The following is a 16,797-nucleotide window of genomic DNA, read 5'->3' as shown; positions in this document are numbered from 1 at the left end:
CTACAGTTCCATGTTCAGCTATTCCAAATTTTATTGCTGTCTCTCTGTCAGATAGACTATATTCTTGTTGATAGTTTAATACTTTTAGCTTGAATTCTGAACTAAAAACTGTAGTTTTTGATTTTTTATTAATGAATCCGTTCGTGTTGTATTTCTTTACCCATAATTTTATCAAACTGATATTAATTTCTAAATCTCTTGATAATTGCCTTACAGGTATTTCTTCTTCAAGATGTTTTTTTATAACTGACATCTTAAAAGCTTCTGTGTATTTGGACATAAAAAATGCACCTCCAAAATTAAACTTTATGTCTAACTTTTGGGGTGCACTTCATAACAGGATGGTCTTTTATATTTTAAATCTATTTCCAACTTCGGTTATTGTTTTATTTACTTCATCTGTAATTGTTTTTATTATTAAATCGGTATTTATTTTATTTGTATTATTTTCTTCTGTCATAAAGAAAACTGATATAGGTACATCAAAGAATGTCGCAAATCGTGCTATTGTTTCTGGCGAAACCCATTTTTTACAGTTTTCAATATCATTTATGAAAGTAAATGCCATTTGCATCTCATTCGAAAGCTTTAATTGAGAAAGACCTTTTTGTTTTCTGAGTCTTTTCAAGTTTTCAGCAAAAATTCTACGAACTTCAATTTCTTCCATAGGTGCATACCACTCCATTGGTATACAGAATTATTACACCAATAGATTAACTTTTTGACAAAGCGTTGTTAGAGTATTATAATATATCGCTAATAGCGGAATTGCTTAGGAGGAATTTTATGAAATCAACAAAAAAAGTATTCTTATTACAAGTTTACTTTTATTAACTTATGCTATTTTAGCATTATCATGTGCAACTACAGAATATCTTCAAAAAGGTAATGTTTCTTTTGAAGATGATATCAATCAGAAAAAAGCTATGGATGCAATTGTTTATGTACTTTCTGAAAGAGGATTTAATATTCAGATGGTTAACGAATCTTTTGGATTAATTGAAAGTGATTGGAAACAAACTTCTGACATGGCAGACAATATTGGAACTACCATCCTTGTTGGTACTTTAACTGGTAGTAATACATATTACTACAAATTCTTGAAATTAAATTTTCGGGTAACAGATACTGGTTATACAGTAACTCCTTTGTATAAACAAGAAAATCAGAAATCTAATAATCTGGTAAATTCAAGCACAACTTCTGGAAATACATCACCTGTCAAGACAAGCCCTGAAGCTAAATTAGCTATGGAAATAGTAGACGAAATAAATTCTATGTTAAAGATAAAAGGTGCTATTAATTGGCAAGAAATAAAAAAATAAATATTAAATAAATATTTTATTGGAAGTTGATAAACTTCCAATAAATACAATTATGAAAAATCGAAGAATTCAAATTATAATAGGATTATTATTAATAATTCTTTCTATCCCGTTGTATATATTCATTCATGGAACAAAACATCTTGCATTGGTATCAAAAATAAATAATATCATACCCATCATTCCTATTTTCCCAGGTAGAAGAATTAATAATCTTTTTATAAATGGATATCTTATTGATATTCTCTGGTTTTCTTCATTAATCTTATTGTCCACATTATTTTCTTCATTCTCGGAAGTTATTAATTCCACATATGCACTGATTCTTGCATTAATAATAGAAATTTTACAATCTTTTTTTCCATCACTTGGAACTTTTGATTTTTTTGATATTATATGTTATTTAGGAATTTTCTTTTTATATAATGGAGTAAAATTTATAAGTGAAAAGGTCAAATTTCGTACAGTTTAAAACAACCTAAATTTCAGCATGAACTAATTTCAAAAACTCTTCTGGCGTAACAGCTGGAACAGTTCCTTCCTTAAAATCATCAACATTTCGTGTAATGATATAATCAAGTTCACAAGCTATGGAAGATTGATGCTGCATAGAATCTTCCAAATCATCAAAGGCTTCATTATTTACAGCGGCAATCATATCTGATTTATCCAACGAAGCTAAATCAAAAACATAAAGGAATTTGTTAAAGACATTACGACATTCTTCAATAGAAAAATCTTCTGTTTCGTGGAGAATGTAAAACATATTTGAGAAAGTATGTACTGCAATATAACCGTCAACAAGAGACAGGCAACATTGTAGTACACGTCTTGAAAGTTCCAAGTGTGGCTCTCGGAGTAGGATTACATCAAGCAGAATGTTTGTGTCAATTAAGACTTTCATATTTTCTCCGCATTGCAGAAGCTGCTTCTTTTCGTCCGTTAAGGCTGATTTCGTGTTTTGCCGGACGACCCATTGCAAAAAGCTCATCTAAAGCCTGTTTTGCTTTTGCCCTCTGTTCTGGAGTTTTTGAGTTCTGAAGAGGCTCATTTTTTCGAGGCATAGATTCTATAAACATGATGACGCTGAGAGTCTGTTCATCATCTAGAGTATCAATATAATTAATCGCCTTTTGTCTTAATGCCATTGCTGCCATATTTTGCCTCCTGTCATTTGAGATACTTATAATATAACACAGAATCCTAATTTTGTGGATATTTTTTCTTTTTATGAACAGTGGGTGGACTGGGCGGGATAAAATAAGCAAATTGCGATAGCAATTTACCATGCGGGTTTTAGGGGCGGCGAGCCCCTAGGAGAAAGGGGTGTGGTGAAGGCACGACAAAGCGGAGCAAGTGTCAAAGCTTGCTTTGCACTTGTGTAGCGACTCGTGACTGAACCCAGGGGGAAGGCTTTCCCCCTCATCATTAATAATATAATAACTTTTTATAAGTTCTTCAAAATCATCTGAAACCATGTTATTTTTAGTTATTTTCCGACAAATTATCTTGTTTACATTCGTTTTGTCGGAATTTTTTCTTCATAAACTCGAAGCAGCAGAGTTTTTTTCCGACAAACCTGTTTACAAACTCGCATTTTGTCGGAAAATAGGCTTCTGTTACTCAAAACAATTGAACTTTTTTCCTACAAATTACTAGTCAGACATTACTTTTGTCGGAAAACCCTTATTCCTACCCTAAAATAAACACAATCTTTTCCGACAAAAACCTTCTTCTCCCATCCATTTGTCGGAAAATCGCCTTTCCCACTCCAAACGGTGAACCAAAAGGATATTCGTCCTCCTCATATGCAGAGTATCGAGCAACCCTCCACAACCTGCTGAAATGTTTTCCACAATCCAGTATACTTTTGGCAGAAAACAGGAGAAAAAAATGACTTTTATTTCATGGAACATAGATTCAATTAATGCGGCGCTGACTTCTACATCTGACAGGGCGCAGCTTTCGCAGGCTGTTCTGAAAAAGCTTGGTAGCTACAATGCTGACATTATTGCAATTCAAGAGACTAAGCTGCCAGCGGAGGGGCCTTCGGATAAGCACCTGGAGCTGCTGTCCCAGTATTTTCCCGGCTACAAAATTGAATGGCTTTCTTCTGTACCGCCTGCCAAAAAAGGTTATGCGGGTACTATGATTTTATACAAGGAAGGCATGTCGGCCAGTCGCGAAGTACCACGACTTGGAGCTCCGGATACTATGGATGATGAGGGCCGCCTTCTCTCTCTCGACTTCGGCGACTTTTATTTTGTAAATGTTTATACTCCAAACTCGGGCGACGGTCTCAAGCGCCTTGCGGACCGACAGAAGTGGGACGCTCTTTATGCTGATTATCTTGCTGGTCTCGATGCAAAAAAGCCTGTCATCGCCTGCGGTGACTTCAACGTTGCCCACAAAGAAATCGACCTTGCAAACCCGGCATCGAATCATTTTTCTGCCGGTTTTACCGATGAGGAGCGCGAAGGCTTTACAAAGCTTCTTGCCCGAGGCTTTACCGACAGCTTCCGCCACATCCATGGGGATGTAAAAGATATTTATTCCTGGTGGGGCCAGAGAATCAAAACCAGCAAGATTAATAACTCGGGCTGGCGTATTGACTACTTCCTCGTCAGCGACCGCATCAAAGAACAGATTAAAAAATCAGAGATGATTGATTCTGGCCCACGCCAGGACCACACTCCTATTCTACTGGAAATTGATATAGGCTGACCCTACTCTCTCGAAAAAAAGGAGGTTCACATGTCTATTGTTGCCGCTTTTATGGTTCCGCATCCGCCGATGATTGTACCAGACGTTGGACGCGGAAGTGAAAGTCAGATTGAAAAGACGATTAAGGCTTATGAAAAAGTAGCTGATGAAATTTCTGCTCTTAAGCCTGAAACTATAATTATCTCCAGCCCTCACAGCGTAATGTATTCTGATTATTTTCATATTTCTCCGGGCAGCGAGGCGGTCGGATCTTTTGCTGATTTTGGGGCGCCTCAGGTTAAGTTTGATGTTAAGTATGATGAAGAGCTTGTAAAGGCCTTGTGTGAGCTGGCTGATAAAACTGGCTTCCCCGCCGGAACTCTTGGCGAAAAACGTCCGGAACTTGATCACGGAACTATGGTGCCGCTCTGGTTTATTCTTAAAAAATACAAGGACTTTAAACTTGTGCGCACGGGACTTTCGGGCTACGACCTTTTAAAGCATTATGAATATGGCACCATGATAAAAGACGCGGTTGAGTCACTTGAGCGCAGGGTTGTTTATGTTGCAAGTGGTGATTTATCGCATAAGCTTCAGGATTATGGGCCTTACGGTTTTGCTGAGGAAGGTCCGGTCTATGACAAGCGGATAATGGATGTTTGCTCGGGCGGCCGCTTTGGAGAGCTTTTTGATTTTGATGAAAACTTTTGCCAGAAGGCAGCAGAGTGCGGTCATAAATCTTTTGTGATTATGGCAGGCGCACTAGATGGTCAGGCGGTGAAGGCAACCCAATATTCGCATGAAGATGTTACCGGCGTTGGATATGGAATCTGTTCATTTGTTCCGAAGGGTGTGGATGAGTCGCGGCATTTTCTGGCAGCGCGGCTCCAGCAGGTGGAAAGTGAACTTGAGCAGAAGCGCCAGAAGTCCGATGCCTGGGTAAGACTTGCAAGAGAGTCTGCGGAGTATTTTGTATGGAACGGGCATGAGATGGAATTGCCTGCCTGGGTGCCGCCGGAACTTTTGAAGGTGCGTGCCGGTGCCTTTGTTTCTGTTCACAAGTTTGGAGCCTTGCGTGGCTGTATTGGAACCATTGCCCCAACAAAAGAAAATCTTGCACTGGAAATAATTCACAATGCAGTAAGCGCCGTTTCCGAAGACCCGCGTTTTGAGCCGGTTGATGAAGATGAATTAAAATATCTTGATATAAATGTTGATGTTCTTGGAGAAGCAGAAAAGATTTCTTCACCCGCCCAGCTCGATGTAAAGAAATACGGAGTGATTGTGCAGAGTGGTTACAAGCGGGGGCTGTTGCTTCCAGACCTGGATGGCGTAGACACAGTTGAACAGCAGATTTCAATTGCAAAGCGTAAAGGCGGAATTGCACCCGGAGAGGATGTCGATTTGTTCCGTTTTGAAGTTGTGCGACATTACTAGTTATGCAGAAAGCGTGGAGAAAAGTGAATGCCTGTTTGTGATGTGTGTTTCAGACAATGTAAAATCGAAGAAGGTCAAATAGGTTTTTGTGGTGCCCGTACCTGTCGTGATGGTCAGATAGTTGCCGCTAACTACGGACGACTAACTTCTGTTGCGCTGGACCCTATAGAGAAAAAGCCTCTTAAAATGTTTCATCCGGGCAGCATGATTTTGTCGCTTGGTTCTTATGGCTGTAATCTGCGCTGTCCTTTCTGCCAGAACTCAAGTATTTCCTGGTCGCAGAAGGCTTTTGAATATAAAGACAAGGCAGATTTTTATGAGCCCCAGGAAATTGTTGAAACTGCTCTGGAACTTCGCCCTCGCGGTAACATTGGTCTTGCCTTTACCTACAACGAGCCGCTTGTTGGTTATGAGTTTGTGCGTGACACCGCAAAGCTTGCCAGGGAAGCCGGTTTGCAGAATGTTCTTGTGACAAACGGAACTGCAAGCCAGAAAGTTCTGACCCAAATCCTCCCATACATTAACGCAATGAATATTGACCTCAAGGCTTTTACAGATAACTTCTATCGAAACTTCATCGGTGGAAACTTTCAGATGGTAAAAGATTTTATCACCACTGCTACGGGTGCCTGCCACGTTGAACTTACAACTCTTATCATCCCCGGCAAAAACGACAGTGAGCAGGAAATGCGTGAATTGTCTGCCTGGGTTGCCGCACTTGAAAATCAAACAGGTAAAAAAATCCCTCTTCACATCACAAGATTTTTCCCAGCCTTCAAACTTACAGACCGAGCTCCTACCCCAATCGACACAATCCTGCGCCTTGTAGAAGTCGCCAAAGAAAATCTTGAGTTTGTTTTTCCGGGGAATATATGACAAACAAGATAGCATATTTATAAATTATTTTGATTACAACTTTTAATTCATAAAGTATAATTTAAAAATCAACTTATTAAAAAATTGGAGCGAATCATGCGAAAAGACAAAATCAACTATTATCTTGATATTGCAGATGTTGTTTCAAATCAGTGTACCTGTTTACGCCGTCGTTATGGTGCAGTAATTGTAAAAAATGATGAAATTATTTCTACCGGTTATGTAGGTGCTCCTCGTGGTCGTCAGAATTGTACTGATATCGGTTATTGCGTGCGTCAAAAACTGAATATTCCACGCGGTGAAAGATACGAATTGTGCAGGAGTGTTCATGCTGAAGCCAATGCAATTATCAGCGCAGAACGTGCAAAAATGATTGATTCAACACTTTATCTTTCTGGCCGCGAGGTTGAAACAAACGAAATCATCAAAAATTCTATCTGCTGTTCAATGTGTAAAAGACTGGTTATAAATGCCGGAATAAAAACAGTTATTGTTCGTGATACAGCAACAGAATACAGAATTATTGATGTAAGTGATTGGATTAAAAATGATGAATCAATCGCCGGAGAGTTTGGATATTAATAAGGAAGACTATACTTTTGATTAATCATATTTCATATCAGAAAAAAAATGATGAAATAGAATGTGTTCATTATAAAAACTGGACCAAGGCTTATCCTCCTCACACGCATGCCGAACATCTTACTCTTGGAATTGTTGAAGAGGGAAAGGTCTGCATTGTGATGGAGGGTGCGTCAAAAATCTATAAGGCGGGCGATGAGTTTAAGATTCCGCCGGATGTTTTGCATGAGATAAAACCGGTTGATGAAAAAGGATATTCGATGCTGGTGACTTGTCTGCGCGTGCAGACAAAAGTGGTGCAAGACGCGGGCCAGAAAGCGACGGATGGCCTGCTTGTAGAACTCAAAGATTCAATCCTTGATCAGCCGGAAAATCTTTATCTTATTGAAGAAATGGCAAAGGATACAAATATCAGCCCTTTTCATTTGATTCGGAAATTCAAAAAGATGTACGGACTGACTCCTCATCAGTTTCAGATTCAGTGTAAGGTTCGAAAGGCGCAGAAGCTGCTTGAAAAAGAAAAAAGCGTCTGCGAGGTGACTTACGATGCTGGCTTTTGCGATCAGAGTCACCTGGACAGATGCTTTCAAAAAATTGTTGGACTTACTCCAAAGGAATACAAGGAAGCCTCAGCTTCAAAGTCAGACAGTATGAGTTAGTCACGTCTAACACAAAGCCGGGAAAAACTTTGCAAAAAGATAAAGTCCATCAGGACCTGCATTAACTTCGTGTGGAACTTTGGCAGGCATAATTGAAATTACACCAGGTTCATAATCAAGGCTCTTTCCAGCATTAATACATTTTCCGCTGCCTGCAATAACCTCGTGAGTTTCCAGCTGAGTTTCGTGAAGGTGATTGTTAATACTTTTACCAGGCGCAATTCTAACAAGGTGATAACTGAAGTTCCCGCCAGTATCCTTTGAAGTGATGATGTGCTTAAGTTCAACACCTTCAAAAGTCGGATGCTTGTTCCAGCTGATTTTGTCGAAATCAATCTGACATTCCGGTAAGCGCAGGCTACCGAAATTAAATTTTTCAAAAAGTTCTTTATTCATATTGTTACCTCTTGAAGAAAGATTAGTAAAAATATGAATTAAAAAATTGGATAAAATTGCGGTTTAATTAATAATCTTTAAGCTTCAGGATAAAAGCCTTTTTTGATTCGCCATCAAAGCCAAGATTTTTGTAAAACTGATGGGCTTCTTTTCTAAAGCTGGCGCTTTGCAAAATCACTTTGTAACAGTTGTTTTCGCGGGCAAAGTCAATTGCTTTTTCCATGACTTTGCGGCCAAGTCCCTGTCTGCGATATTCCTTGTCGGTGACAACATTTTCTACAAAGGCAATGGAAGAGCCTAAGCGGGTAAGATTTGGAATTATCAGACAATAGCAGGTTGAGATAACTTTTCCATTTTCAACGGCACCGAAATATTTAATTTTCTTGTTCCCTTCAATTTCATCTTTCCAGATTTTGCGGGCATCTTCTGTTGTAAAGTCCCCGTTAGCGCCATCTAACTGTTCGTATAATTTAATGAGGGATTCAAGATCCTTTTCGTTTAATTCTCTGAGTTCCATTTTTGCCTCGGTTTTGTAATAGGTGATTCTTTTTGAGAAAACTTGTTGTACCTAAATGTTACAGCATTTTGAGTAAGATAACTAGTTTTTACATAAATATATTTTTACTCAAAAAATCAAATGCATGTTACACTATTGTTGTATTCTCATAATTGTAAGAAAGTATGGCGCGCGTGCTTTCCTACGACTGAGTCCGTGGGGCTCACAGGAGTTGCTTTGGCTAATCTTGATTTATTAATGCGGTCGCTGGAGTTCATCGAAGAACATCTTGAAGATACTGTCGCTGTTCAGACGGAAGATATTGCTGCTGGGTGTTACGCTTCTAAGTCTGCGCTTGAAAAGGTCTTTAAGTACACGATTCATTTTTCGGTTCACGATTATATAATCCGCCGAAAGATGACCAGAGCTGCAAGATTGATGATAGAAAAGCCAGCTCTAAGTATCTTGGATATTGCCGTTCAATTCGGCTATTCGAGTCACGAAGCCTTTACGAGAACTTTTTCGCAGGTGTGGAATTGTAATCCTTCGGATTTCAAAAAACGCTACACCGAAAAGGGGCGTGAACATTCCGCGGAATTGTTTCCCAAAATTACCGGCTTCATTCAATTAGAAGGAGAAACTATTATGAGAAGAACTGTTGACATTTCTGAGTTGTATGATTTTTTTAAGTCGCGCAAGGACTGCTGGTTTGTATGTGGTGACATTGTTCACCTTATTCCGATTAATGAGATTTCCCGCAAGGCAGGAGACGCTGCAATTGCAGAAGCTCTGCGTCGAATGGAAAGCGTGTGCGGTCCTGAAGATGTTGTATTCAGAATTGGCGGGGATGAGTTCGCTCTGCTTACAAACTCAAGGGATCAGTCATATGCCGAAGAGCTCAAAGAGAAAATTCTTGCTATGAATGGACAGCCAATTCAGTTTGAGGGGAAAGATATCGCGCTAAGCCTTTACGCAAAAACTGTAAAGATTGAAGATAAGACTGTCCGCTATGCCGAAATGTTTCCAAAGCTGATGATTCCGGACACGGAAAAAACAAATTAAAAAGTGATGAAAATTGTTTGGGCCATTTTTGCTCCGCAAAAACCGGGCTTTGCGCTGTTCGCCGTCTAACCGCGGCTCATCCACTCGCTTCGCTCGGGACGCCTTCGGCGCAGCTCCAATCCCTTGTCCAGTACAAGTGGTACATATCAAAATTGCAGGTCGTTATACAAAAATACAGCCCCAGCTAACCCAACAGATACTACAACTCCATCAACATATACTCCACCACCATCTAGTGAAAATCCAACTCCTTCACCACAACCCAGTGGATGTTAATTAAATAAATAAGCGGCTTTATTTTTATCTTATAAAGAAATGTGTTCCAATTTTAAGTTCTGTATCACCTGTTATTGAAACAACATTTTTAAAAATATCTTCTTTATTATCTGCCCAAATATCTGGAAGATAACCAATACCTTCTTGATTTCCAACTCCTGATACTATAGCATCACCATAAAGAAGATAAAGGCCTTTTTCTTTTATTGAAAGAACACATTTAACTCCTCCAACATAGTGTCTACCATTAGTATTTCTTCCAATTCTAATAACTCTTTTATCATCTTGTAGAAGATGCACAATATTTTCACTAGCGGAAGTAGTATCACCAGTAATGATAATTATTTTTTTATATTTTGAATTTTTAATTGTTTCAACAAACTTAGATGATGCCCTTCCACTTCCACCATTACCAACACTCAAATCAATAATTAAATTATCTTTCTTTGGAAGTTTTACATCATTTATATAATCTTCAACACTATCGAAATCTATAACAACTGATTTCTTTGTTTCCAACATTCCAAACCAACAATTATTTTTACCATCACCATAGATATAATTCCCACCATCAAATAAACCCATACCACTAGCATAAGTTCCTTTAAATCTTCCTGGACCGCGGTAAAAAAGTTCTCCTCTATAATTTATAAAAGACCAACTCCACTTACCAACTCTCCAATCCTTTTCACCATTACTTGGATAATAAAACATAGTCTCATTTTCAACACAACCTTTTTTCAACAACTCATCTTTTGTGCCATATTCATTTGAAAATATAACTGCTCTTTTATAATCTTTAGATCTAAACTCTTTCCCATTCTCATCTCTAAGACTAAAACTATGATGATTATCTAAAGCATTCCAACCTTTCTCATCATTTGGTCTAAAAAATGACTCAACATATTCAAACATCTCACCATCAATTTTCATATTATCTAAACGATGAACATCAAAACCTCTCTCTACCAATTCTGGATATAAAACATAATCAACTAATGCCTGCTCAATCTTTTTAATATCCTCATCAATATCATCTCTAATTACAGGATGAAGGAGGTCTTCTCCACAAACATTAAAAAGTGCAAAAATTACAAAAAATAAACTAATAATAAATTTCTTCATATCTATTACCTCTATATAGGGTTGACACCCCTCCAAAAATTGCTTCGGAGATTGAAGGGGAAGTGGTAAGCTAGTAGGTTTTTATAATTTTACCAAATCATGAATATTCTTTTCAGACCAATATTCATTTTCCCAGAAAAAGAGTTCGGTCTTGCGTTTTTTAAAAATTCTAAAAGGTACATCAGAATTATCATAAATGTGCATAACATCACAAACATTTATCAGTTCTGGAATTAAATCAAGGGCTTTTTTGTATCGCGAAATTATTTTGTCTTCAGGAACGCCATGACCTCCCTGGGATTCTCGAGATTTTACACGGGCTACATTAATGTTTGGATCACAAGTTAAAACATAAATGCATCGAATAAAATATCCTTCAGTTTTTGCTTTTTTTAATAATTTAAGGTTTCTATCTGTAGAAAGAACTGTTTCAAAAGTAAAACTTTTGTGTTCCTTGATACATTTTTCACGCATTGCCTCTGCCATTTGAGCCGCTTCTAAATCTGTGCAATGATTTGTACGTTTTATATCATCAGCATTAATGTAAGGCTCAATGATTTTAGCAAGTCTTGTTATTGTAGACTTTCCGCTTCCATTTGGACCTGCAAAAACAATTATTTCTGGAAGCTTTTTAGCGGGCATTAACCACCTCTTTTCTTCCATCAGGATATTCGAGATAAGCTGTTTTAGTTTTTAAATCATAGCGTGCAATAGGAGCGCCTTTTATTCGTTTGATTTCATTATCTATGCGAATCGACTCTTTAAATCTTTCTGTTAATTCAGAATCTGAAAGGCCACAAGTTGAATCAAGTTCATTTTCTTCCATGGACACTATTTCTCCTATAAATTGATTATAACACAACTATAGTATTAATTAAATGCTTTGATTATAATTTATTATTAGCGAATAAATAAAGGAGTTCCCATGTTGGCCCAACTTACCGAAGAAAAACGAGATTTGATAAAGCCGCTCTTTTTGAAAAGGCAGCCGAACAATTCTGCGCTCTGGTGTTATTTTGATGGGAAGATGTCGGGCAAGACTTTTGTAGATGACATCACTTCTCCCACAAAAGCAATTTGCAGGCTGGATATGAGCTGGACTTATATCAGCGATGAGGCGGATTTACCTTGGATTGAAGAGGTCTTGGGCGAAGTTATAAAAAAGGATTGGCTTCAGGTAATCTGGGTTCCAGAGCGAAAAGGAACATATCCGCTTAAAGAGTTTGCAAAAATAATTCCGCGACTTGAGTTTATAGAAAGGAAAGAAGCTTTAGAAAAAGCCTGCGATTTGGAAATCACGCCTTTTACAAGTGAATTGTTCGACAAGTTACCGGAAGATTATAAAAACTGGCATTTGCAAAATTATGGCACAAAAGAAGCATTTCTCCAGAAAGCCTTTGGATTTTATGCTGTAGAAAACGGCGAGGTCTGTTGCGAAAGCGAGGCTGCTTTTACTTGCAGGGGATTTACGGAAATGGGCGTTTACACTTTTGAGCCATATCGTAGACGTGGTTTTGCATTTGCGACTTGTCTTAAAACTCTGGAAGAACTTGAAAAGATGGGGCTGAAAGCAATCTGGGCTTGTGATGAAGAGAACGCAGAATCTGTTAGGCTTGCCAAACGACTGGGATTTGCCAATCCTGTGAAGTATGAGTTTTTGTATTTTCCAACGCAAAATTAATTAGAGACGGATGCGCTCAAAATAAAAATATGCTATCTTACAAGTATGAAAATTGAATTCAGGGAAGCGCTTATCTCAGACGCAGAGCTGCTCATAGAGATTTACAATTCCGCTTTTTACAAGGATTTTGTCAGATACGGCGAGTGCCCGGCTTATGGAAGAAGTTTGGAAGAGATGCAGCGATCTATCCTTGAGTTTCCAAAGTTTGTGATTTTGTGTGATGACGAGCCGGTTGGCTGCATTTCGTGTAAAGCTGTGGAAAGCGGGGTGTATGAAATTGGCTGCCTGTGTGTTAGGCCGGAATTTCAGGGGAAAGGAATTGGCACTGCGGCTGTGGCTTTTGCAAAATCGCATTATGTGGATTGGAAAAAGTTTACGTTGATAACTCCTGTGGATAAAGAGGAAAATGTCCGCTTTTATACAGAAAAATGCGGCTTTAAAATTGCAGCGACCGAGATGGATGGAAGTGTGAAGGTTGTGCGTTTTGTCTTGGAGAGATAAAAGCTGTGGTCGAAAAGATTTATTCGGAAGTTATTTAAAAATGATAAATAGAAAAGTTATGATATAATTATTCAAAAATGGAAAACATAATTCTGAATACCTGGATAGAAATAAAAAGTGGTCTCAAAGTTCGTCTGCTGATGAAGCTAGGTGACAATGGTTGCTCTTTTTTGATATTGGAAATAGATGAAAATGGAAGTATCAGCAAAAAAGGTCTGGTAGTAAAGGGGCGCCAGGTTTTCGACAATTCTGGAAAATTCCTGGATTTTGGCGACGCTTATCCAATCACCACCGACCATGGTAAACTGATGATTACAAAGCAATTTATAAAAAGCTGGTTATAGGAAAAAGTAATATGGATAAGGACTGGTCAGAAAAAAACAAAAAGATGCAGACGCTCATTTCGAAGGAAGCGACTTTTGCTGATGGAATAAAAATTCTTCTTGAACTGCGCAGTGAGCTATTTGAACAGATAACTTCGATTGTGAAAACTTTCCCACTTGTTGCTTTTTATCAGCTGCCTTTTGGTGTGGGAAAGGGTTCTCAGCACACTACCCTAGCCTGGTCACTCTGGCATCTTTTCCGAATTGAAGATATTGTTGTGCACACGCTGATTTTGAAAGACCAGCAGATTCTTTTTCAGGATGATTGGTTAGTTAAATCTAACAGTTCAGTTATCACAACTGCCAACGAGCTTGATGGTGACGCGATGATTGAATTTTCTAAGGCACTGAATATCAAAGCAACTTATGAATATTGCAAGGCTGTGATGGAGTCTACAAATGAAATGCTGACGGGTTTGAACTTTGCGGATTTGAAGAAAACTTTTACGGATGAGGACAAGGAAAGGCTCACTGCCAGCAACTGCGTTAGCCCAGACGAAAGTTCTGTCTGGCTTATTGATTACTGGTACGGTAAAAATATCAAAGGGCTGATTCAAATGCCTTTGTCCCGCCACTGGATTATGCATGTGGAAGCCATGCAGCGCATCAAAAACAAGTTGTGTCAACAGGCAAAAAAAGGTGTGGATCAGATTGCCTATTGCGGACTTTCATGCGCCCACTGCTTTCTGACTGCCTGGTGTGGTTCTTGCAGGACAATTTACAACACCTGTTCTTTTGCAACCTGTTCACCAGATGGAGTCTGCCCTAACACAGCCTGCTGCAAAGAAAAAGGCCTGGATGGCTGCTATGAATGCAGCGAGCTTTATAATTGCAAGAAAGGTTTTTACTCACTCGGGAAGGATACAAATGCGATAAGAGCCATGGCGCTCTTTATTCAGAAGCACGGCAAAAAAGAATTGCTGCGAGTTATGGACACAATGCATTCAAAAAGGAAATTCGAAAAAATCCAGGAAGTGCTTGGCAGCGAAATTGACGAGGGCTTAAAGATTCTGGAAGAATGGAGAAATAAATAATGACAATAATAGAATACGTAACATCAAATGATAAAGCCTTCTGGTACAGTCTGGACAAGCACTTGCCTGAAAAAGAATTTGAAAATAAAGTTGCCAATAAGCAAGGCTACTTAATTTTTGCAGATGACAGACCCGTTGGACTTTTGCGCTATAATTTGTTTTGGGACAACACACCTTTTTGTACTCTGCTTTTTATAGACTGGCAGGAACAGCATAAAGGCTACGGAAATCAATTGCTGAAGCATTGGGAGGAGGATATGAAGGCACAGGGCTACGGTATGGTTTTAACTTCAACTCAGGTTGATGAAACAGCCCAGCACTTTTATAGAAAAAACAGCTACAAAGATTGCGGCAGTCTTGTAATGAATATCTCGGGCTACGAACAGCCAATGGAAATGTTTTTGAGCAAGGGGTTATAAAATATGAACATGAAATTAAGACCCTATAAAGCCGAAGATTCTCAGATTATCTGTAGCTGGGTAAAGGATGAAAAAACTTTGTTCCAGTGGTCGGCTGATAGAATCGGGAAGTTTCCGTTGATGGGAAATGAATTGAATGAAAATTACGCAGAGAGAAAAGCCGGTCTGGATTTTTTCCCGCTCACTGCAGTTGATGAAAAAGAAAATGTTATTGGTCATCTCTTTGTTTTGATTCCTGATGTAAATGTGAAAACAACTGTGCGCTTTGGATTTGTAATTGTCTCTCCGGAAATCCGTGGCAAAGGATACGGCAAGAAAATGCTTGAGCTGGCAATCGAGTATGCAAAAAAAGAATTGAATGCTACAAAAGCAACGCTGGGAGTTTTTGCAAATAATCCAAAGGCGCAGGCCTGTTATGAGGCTGTGGGCTTTAAGCCATTCAGCAAAAGAGTTATAAACATTCTTGGCGCTGACTGGGAATGCATTGATATGGAATTAATATGGAAATAAAACAAATAAATCAACAAGACATTCCGACTCTCGCGGTGGCCATGACAGCGGCTTACTCTGAAGAACCGTGGAATGAAAATTGGACGCAGGAAAAAGCTGAAAGAAGAATCCTTGCGATTTTGGGTAACTTTTAAGCAATGGGGCTTGCAGTTTTTGAAGATGGCAAAATAATCGGTGCAGCTTGAACCGCGATGCCTGTTCTGTTCAGTACAAAAGGATTTGAAATATGAACAACAATATCACAATAAAAGAAGAGCGAATCAGCGCAGAAGAATACATAGATTTTCTCAAACGCACCGACCTTGGTTCGCAATACCCCAAGGAAAGATTTTATGAGCGTATTCCAAAGCTTGTGAAAAATGTCTCAATCAGCCTTGTGGCTCGAAATGAGGACGGGCTTGCTGTGGGTATTTTATTCGGACTAACTGATTTCTGTTATTGGCTTTATATAACAGATTTAGGCGTAGACAGAAATTATGAAAGACGGGGAATCGGTCGTGCTCTTATGAAAAAGGCTCACGAGCTTGCCGGTGGTGAAAAAGATATTGCCGTTTATCTGATTGCCAACGAAAATGCAATTCCTTTTTATGAAAAACTCGGCATGAAAAAATCCGACGATGTGATGCAGTATAATCATATTGAATGGACGGAATGGACTCTAAAATGAGGCTCACTGGAGCTTTGTGAAGTTCATCACCTCCACCTTCTCCAGCGCATCAAAAGTTATTGTACCTTTTTTGATGTAGTATAGGGTGTGGCATTTTTCCCAGTGGACGCCTTTCTGGGGGCAGGTGCCGATGTATTCAAAACCGTAATCTGCAAGTTCCGCTTTTATTTTGGCGGGGGTGTAGGTTTTCTTTTTTCCTTGGTGGTCGCGCCAGTTGTTCAGGTGAACCGGAAGGATGGAAAGACAGGCTCCTCTTTTTAGAATGCGATGAGATTCTTCGTAAAGCATGTATTTGCCTTTGCCGTCGCCACCGTGAAGTGCATCGTAAAGCAGAACTAAATCCAGAGAGTTGTCCTGAAAATCCTGCAGATTATGAACTTCCTTATTGATTAAGGTGATGTTTTTGATTCCGCGTGCCGCAATTTTTTCGCCTACTTCTTTCTGGCATATCGGGTTGCAATCAATGCCGTAGATTTTTCCATTAGGATAGGCATTGCTCAAGGCAAAAAGATTTTCTCCAAAGCCATAGCCAAAATCAAGCACAGTCAGAGAGCTCTTTGCATCGGGTGCCAGAGGCATCTGGGCAAACAAATCCCTGCCGTCAGTTTTTTCCCAAAGGGTAATGTCGTCGTATAATTTTTCATTTGTATTTGAATAGTTCATTA

At 38.9% G+C, this 16,797-nt stretch carries 26 protein-coding genes; 15 read left to right on the top strand and 11 right to left on the bottom strand.

Annotated features, from left to right (window positions below; all coding sequences use genetic code 11):
- Both G626_RS0114540 and G626_RS16965 read right to left on the bottom strand, forming a co-directional pair.
- A partial coding sequence (locus G626_RS0114540) for a transposase (protein ID WP_022933515.1) occupies window positions 1–280 on the bottom strand: 280 nt, incomplete at its 3' end.
- 69 nt (window positions 281–349) lie between these two features.
- On the bottom strand, window positions 350–667 hold the full coding sequence (locus tag G626_RS16965) for a helix-turn-helix domain-containing protein (protein ID WP_022933514.1): 318 nt from the start codon (window positions 665–667) through the stop codon (window positions 350–352).
- Between the two features lie 259 nt (window positions 668–926).
- Between G626_RS16965 and G626_RS0114530 the strand changes: the two genes are divergently transcribed.
- Window positions 927–1,325: a hypothetical protein gene (locus G626_RS0114530; protein ID WP_022933513.1), complete on the top strand. Its 399-nt coding sequence runs from the start codon at window positions 927–929 to the stop codon at window positions 1,323–1,325.
- Window positions 1,326–1,451: 126 nt separating this feature from the next.
- Here the strand turns inward: G626_RS0114530 and G626_RS18160 are convergent, their stop codons facing one another.
- From G626_RS18160 to G626_RS0114515, 3 genes are all read right to left on the bottom strand, one after another.
- Window positions 1,452–1,637 carry a hypothetical protein gene (locus G626_RS18160; protein ID WP_156003380.1) on the bottom strand — a complete coding sequence of 62 codons (186 nt, stop codon included), beginning with the start codon at window positions 1,635–1,637 and terminating at the stop codon, window positions 1,452–1,454.
- Between the two features lie 166 nt (window positions 1,638–1,803).
- Window positions 1,804–2,229 carry a type II toxin-antitoxin system VapC family toxin gene (locus G626_RS0114520; RefSeq protein WP_022933511.1) on the bottom strand — a complete coding sequence of 142 codons (426 nt, stop codon included), beginning with the start codon at window positions 2,227–2,229 and terminating at the stop codon, window positions 1,804–1,806.
- Window positions 2,213–2,482 carry a hypothetical protein gene (locus G626_RS0114515; RefSeq protein WP_022933510.1) on the bottom strand — a complete coding sequence of 90 codons (270 nt, stop codon included), beginning with the start codon at window positions 2,480–2,482 and terminating at the stop codon, window positions 2,213–2,215. The genes G626_RS0114520 and G626_RS0114515 overlap by 17 nt, the downstream gene beginning before the upstream one ends.
- Window positions 2,483–3,218: 736 nt before the next feature.
- Between G626_RS0114515 and G626_RS0114510 the strand changes: the two genes are divergently transcribed.
- The 5 genes from G626_RS0114510 (at window position 3,219) to G626_RS0114490 (ending at window position 7,582) form a co-directional block, all read left to right on the top strand.
- Window positions 3,219–4,049 (top strand): exodeoxyribonuclease III, encoded by an 831-nt coding sequence (locus G626_RS0114510; protein WP_027727231.1) that lies wholly within the window; start codon window positions 3,219–3,221, stop codon window positions 4,047–4,049.
- A 30-nt stretch (window positions 4,050–4,079) separates the two neighbouring features.
- Entirely contained in the window at window positions 4,080–5,465 is a 1,386-nt protein-coding gene (amrA, locus tag G626_RS0114505; protein ID WP_022933508.1) for an AmmeMemoRadiSam system protein A, read from the top strand.
- A 27-nt stretch (window positions 5,466–5,492) separates the two neighbouring features.
- Entirely contained in the window at window positions 5,493–6,341 is an 849-nt protein-coding gene (gene amrS, locus G626_RS0114500; RefSeq protein WP_022933507.1) for an AmmeMemoRadiSam system radical SAM enzyme, read from the top strand.
- A gap of 96 nt (window positions 6,342–6,437) precedes the next feature.
- Complete coding sequence (locus tag G626_RS0114495) at window positions 6,438–6,923, top strand: deoxycytidylate deaminase (RefSeq protein WP_022933506.1); 486 nt, start codon at window positions 6,438–6,440, stop codon at window positions 6,921–6,923.
- Between the two features lie 17 nt (window positions 6,924–6,940).
- Entirely contained in the window at window positions 6,941–7,582 is a 642-nt protein-coding gene (locus G626_RS0114490) for a helix-turn-helix domain-containing protein (RefSeq protein ID WP_022933505.1), read from the top strand.
- Between the two features lie 6 nt (window positions 7,583–7,588).
- Here G626_RS0114490 and G626_RS0114485 read toward each other — a convergent pair whose 3' ends face one another.
- Both G626_RS0114485 and G626_RS0114480 read right to left on the bottom strand, forming a co-directional pair.
- Window positions 7,589–7,978 (bottom strand): cupin domain-containing protein, encoded by a 390-nt coding sequence (locus G626_RS0114485; protein ID WP_022933504.1) that lies wholly within the window; start codon window positions 7,976–7,978, stop codon window positions 7,589–7,591.
- 67 nt (window positions 7,979–8,045) lie between these two features.
- Complete coding sequence (locus G626_RS0114480; RefSeq protein ID WP_022933503.1) at window positions 8,046–8,495, bottom strand: GNAT family N-acetyltransferase; 450 nt, start codon at window positions 8,493–8,495, stop codon at window positions 8,046–8,048.
- Between the two features lie 216 nt (window positions 8,496–8,711).
- Here G626_RS0114480 and G626_RS16960 point away from each other — a divergent pair, with 216 nt between their 5' ends.
- Window positions 8,712–9,536: a helix-turn-helix domain-containing protein gene (locus tag G626_RS16960; protein ID WP_081647563.1), complete on the top strand. Its 825-nt coding sequence runs from the start codon at window positions 8,712–8,714 to the stop codon at window positions 9,534–9,536.
- A gap of 300 nt (window positions 9,537–9,836) precedes the next feature.
- Here G626_RS16960 and G626_RS0114470 read toward each other — a convergent pair whose 3' ends face one another.
- From G626_RS0114470 to G626_RS0114460, 3 genes are all read right to left on the bottom strand, one after another.
- Window positions 9,837–10,937: a S41 family peptidase gene (locus tag G626_RS0114470; protein ID WP_022933501.1), complete on the bottom strand. Its 1,101-nt coding sequence runs from the start codon at window positions 10,935–10,937 to the stop codon at window positions 9,837–9,839.
- A gap of 81 nt (window positions 10,938–11,018) precedes the next feature.
- Entirely contained in the window at window positions 11,019–11,579 is a 561-nt protein-coding gene (locus tag G626_RS0114465; RefSeq protein ID WP_022933500.1) for a zeta toxin family protein, read from the bottom strand.
- On the bottom strand, window positions 11,569–11,763 hold the full coding sequence (locus G626_RS0114460; RefSeq protein ID WP_022933499.1) for a hypothetical protein: 195 nt from the start codon (window positions 11,761–11,763) through the stop codon (window positions 11,569–11,571). The genes G626_RS0114465 and G626_RS0114460 overlap by 11 nt, the downstream gene beginning before the upstream one ends.
- Before the next feature lie 99 nt (window positions 11,764–11,862).
- On the opposite strand from G626_RS0114460, the gene G626_RS0114455 reads away from it, so the two are divergent.
- From G626_RS0114455 to G626_RS0114420, 8 genes are all read left to right on the top strand, one after another.
- Window positions 11,863–12,618 carry a GNAT family N-acetyltransferase gene (locus G626_RS0114455; RefSeq protein WP_022933498.1) on the top strand — a complete coding sequence of 252 codons (756 nt, stop codon included), beginning with the start codon at window positions 11,863–11,865 and terminating at the stop codon, window positions 12,616–12,618.
- 45 nt (window positions 12,619–12,663) lie between these two features.
- On the top strand, window positions 12,664–13,119 hold the full coding sequence (locus G626_RS0114450; RefSeq protein WP_022933497.1) for a GNAT family N-acetyltransferase: 456 nt from the start codon (window positions 12,664–12,666) through the stop codon (window positions 13,117–13,119).
- A gap of 77 nt (window positions 13,120–13,196) precedes the next feature.
- Window positions 13,197–13,463: a hypothetical protein gene (locus G626_RS0114445; protein ID WP_022933496.1), complete on the top strand. Its 267-nt coding sequence runs from the start codon at window positions 13,197–13,199 to the stop codon at window positions 13,461–13,463.
- Between the two features lie 11 nt (window positions 13,464–13,474).
- The gene (locus G626_RS17995; RefSeq protein ID WP_022933495.1) at window positions 13,475–14,536 is read left to right on the top strand and encodes a DUF3795 domain-containing protein; all 1,062 of its coding nucleotides are present in this window, start codon (window positions 13,475–13,477) and stop codon (window positions 14,534–14,536) included.
- Window positions 14,536–14,955 carry a GNAT family N-acetyltransferase gene (locus G626_RS0114435; protein WP_022933494.1) on the top strand — a complete coding sequence of 140 codons (420 nt, stop codon included), beginning with the start codon at window positions 14,536–14,538 and terminating at the stop codon, window positions 14,953–14,955. Before G626_RS17995 ends, G626_RS0114435 begins: the two co-directional genes overlap by 1 nt.
- Window positions 14,956–14,958: 3 nt before the next feature.
- Complete coding sequence (locus G626_RS0114430) at window positions 14,959–15,465, top strand: GNAT family N-acetyltransferase (protein WP_022933493.1); 507 nt, start codon at window positions 14,959–14,961, stop codon at window positions 15,463–15,465.
- The gene (locus G626_RS18155; RefSeq protein ID WP_022933492.1) at window positions 15,456–15,599 is read left to right on the top strand and encodes a hypothetical protein; all 144 of its coding nucleotides are present in this window, start codon (window positions 15,456–15,458) and stop codon (window positions 15,597–15,599) included. Before G626_RS0114430 ends, G626_RS18155 begins: the two co-directional genes overlap by 10 nt.
- A gap of 92 nt (window positions 15,600–15,691) precedes the next feature.
- Window positions 15,692–16,132, top strand: coding sequence for a GNAT family N-acetyltransferase (locus G626_RS0114420; protein ID WP_027727227.1), 441 nt, complete (start codon window positions 15,692–15,694; stop codon window positions 16,130–16,132).
- A 3-nt stretch (window positions 16,133–16,135) separates the two neighbouring features.
- Here G626_RS0114420 and G626_RS0114415 read toward each other — a convergent pair whose 3' ends face one another.
- Window positions 16,136–16,795 (bottom strand): class I SAM-dependent methyltransferase, encoded by a 660-nt coding sequence (locus G626_RS0114415; protein ID WP_022933491.1) that lies wholly within the window; start codon window positions 16,793–16,795, stop codon window positions 16,136–16,138.
- Window positions 16,796–16,797 lie beyond the last annotated feature (2 nt).

Source organism: Treponema bryantii NK4A124 (genome assembly GCF_000421345.1).
Classification (GTDB): Bacteria; Spirochaetota; Spirochaetia; order Treponematales; family Treponemataceae; genus Treponema_D; species Treponema_D bryantii_B.
The sequence above is the reverse complement of the archived record's forward strand: the minus strand, read 5'-3'. Positions and strand labels throughout refer to the sequence as shown.

Bases quoted from the DNA above. Each gene is read 5' to 3' on its own strand.
- G626_RS18155 (WP_022933492.1), top strand. From the start codon at position 15,456: ATGGAAATAAAACAAATAAATCAACAAGACATTCCGACTCTCGCGGTG.
- G626_RS0114530 (WP_022933513.1), top strand. From the start codon at position 927: ATGGATGCAATTGTTTATGTACTTTCTGAAAGAGGATTTAATATTCAG.
- G626_RS0114470 (WP_022933501.1), bottom strand. From the start codon at position 10,937: ATGAAGAAATTTATTATTAGTTTATTTTTTGTAATTTTTGCACTTTTT.
- G626_RS16965 (WP_022933514.1), bottom strand. From the start codon at position 667: ATGGAAGAAATTGAAGTTCGTAGAATTTTTGCTGAAAACTTGAAAAGA.
- G626_RS0114450 (WP_022933497.1), top strand. From the start codon at position 12,664: ATGAAAATTGAATTCAGGGAAGCGCTTATCTCAGACGCAGAGCTGCTC.
- G626_RS0114510 (WP_027727231.1), top strand. From the start codon at position 3,219: ATGACTTTTATTTCATGGAACATAGATTCAATTAATGCGGCGCTGACT.
- G626_RS0114445 (WP_022933496.1), top strand. From the start codon at position 13,197: ATGGAAAACATAATTCTGAATACCTGGATAGAAATAAAAAGTGGTCTC.
- G626_RS0114460 (WP_022933499.1), bottom strand. From the start codon at position 11,763: ATGGAAGAAAATGAACTTGATTCAACTTGTGGCCTTTCAGATTCTGAA.
- G626_RS0114520 (WP_022933511.1), bottom strand. From the start codon at position 2,229: ATGAAAGTCTTAATTGACACAAACATTCTGCTTGATGTAATCCTACTC.
- G626_RS0114420 (WP_027727227.1), top strand. From the start codon at position 15,692: ATGAACAACAATATCACAATAAAAGAAGAGCGAATCAGCGCAGAAGAA.
- G626_RS0114435 (WP_022933494.1), top strand. From the start codon at position 14,536: ATGACAATAATAGAATACGTAACATCAAATGATAAAGCCTTCTGGTAC.
- G626_RS0114415 (WP_022933491.1), bottom strand. From the start codon at position 16,795: ATGAACTATTCAAATACAAATGAAAAATTATACGACGACATTACCCTT.
- amrS (WP_022933507.1), top strand. From the start codon at position 5,493: ATGCCTGTTTGTGATGTGTGTTTCAGACAATGTAAAATCGAAGAAGGT.
- G626_RS17995 (WP_022933495.1), top strand. From the start codon at position 13,475: ATGGATAAGGACTGGTCAGAAAAAAACAAAAAGATGCAGACGCTCATT.
- G626_RS0114485 (WP_022933504.1), bottom strand. From the start codon at position 7,978: ATGAATAAAGAACTTTTTGAAAAATTTAATTTCGGTAGCCTGCGCTTA.
- G626_RS0114515 (WP_022933510.1), bottom strand. From the start codon at position 2,482: ATGGCAGCAATGGCATTAAGACAAAAGGCGATTAATTATATTGATACT.
- G626_RS0114495 (WP_022933506.1), top strand. From the start codon at position 6,438: ATGCGAAAAGACAAAATCAACTATTATCTTGATATTGCAGATGTTGTT.
- G626_RS0114480 (WP_022933503.1), bottom strand. From the start codon at position 8,495: ATGGAACTCAGAGAATTAAACGAAAAGGATCTTGAATCCCTCATTAAA.
- G626_RS0114430 (WP_022933493.1), top strand. From the start codon at position 14,959: ATGAACATGAAATTAAGACCCTATAAAGCCGAAGATTCTCAGATTATC.
- G626_RS0114465 (WP_022933500.1), bottom strand. From the start codon at position 11,579: ATGCCCGCTAAAAAGCTTCCAGAAATAATTGTTTTTGCAGGTCCAAAT.
- amrA (WP_022933508.1), top strand. From the start codon at position 4,080: ATGTCTATTGTTGCCGCTTTTATGGTTCCGCATCCGCCGATGATTGTA.
- G626_RS0114455 (WP_022933498.1), top strand. From the start codon at position 11,863: ATGTTGGCCCAACTTACCGAAGAAAAACGAGATTTGATAAAGCCGCTC.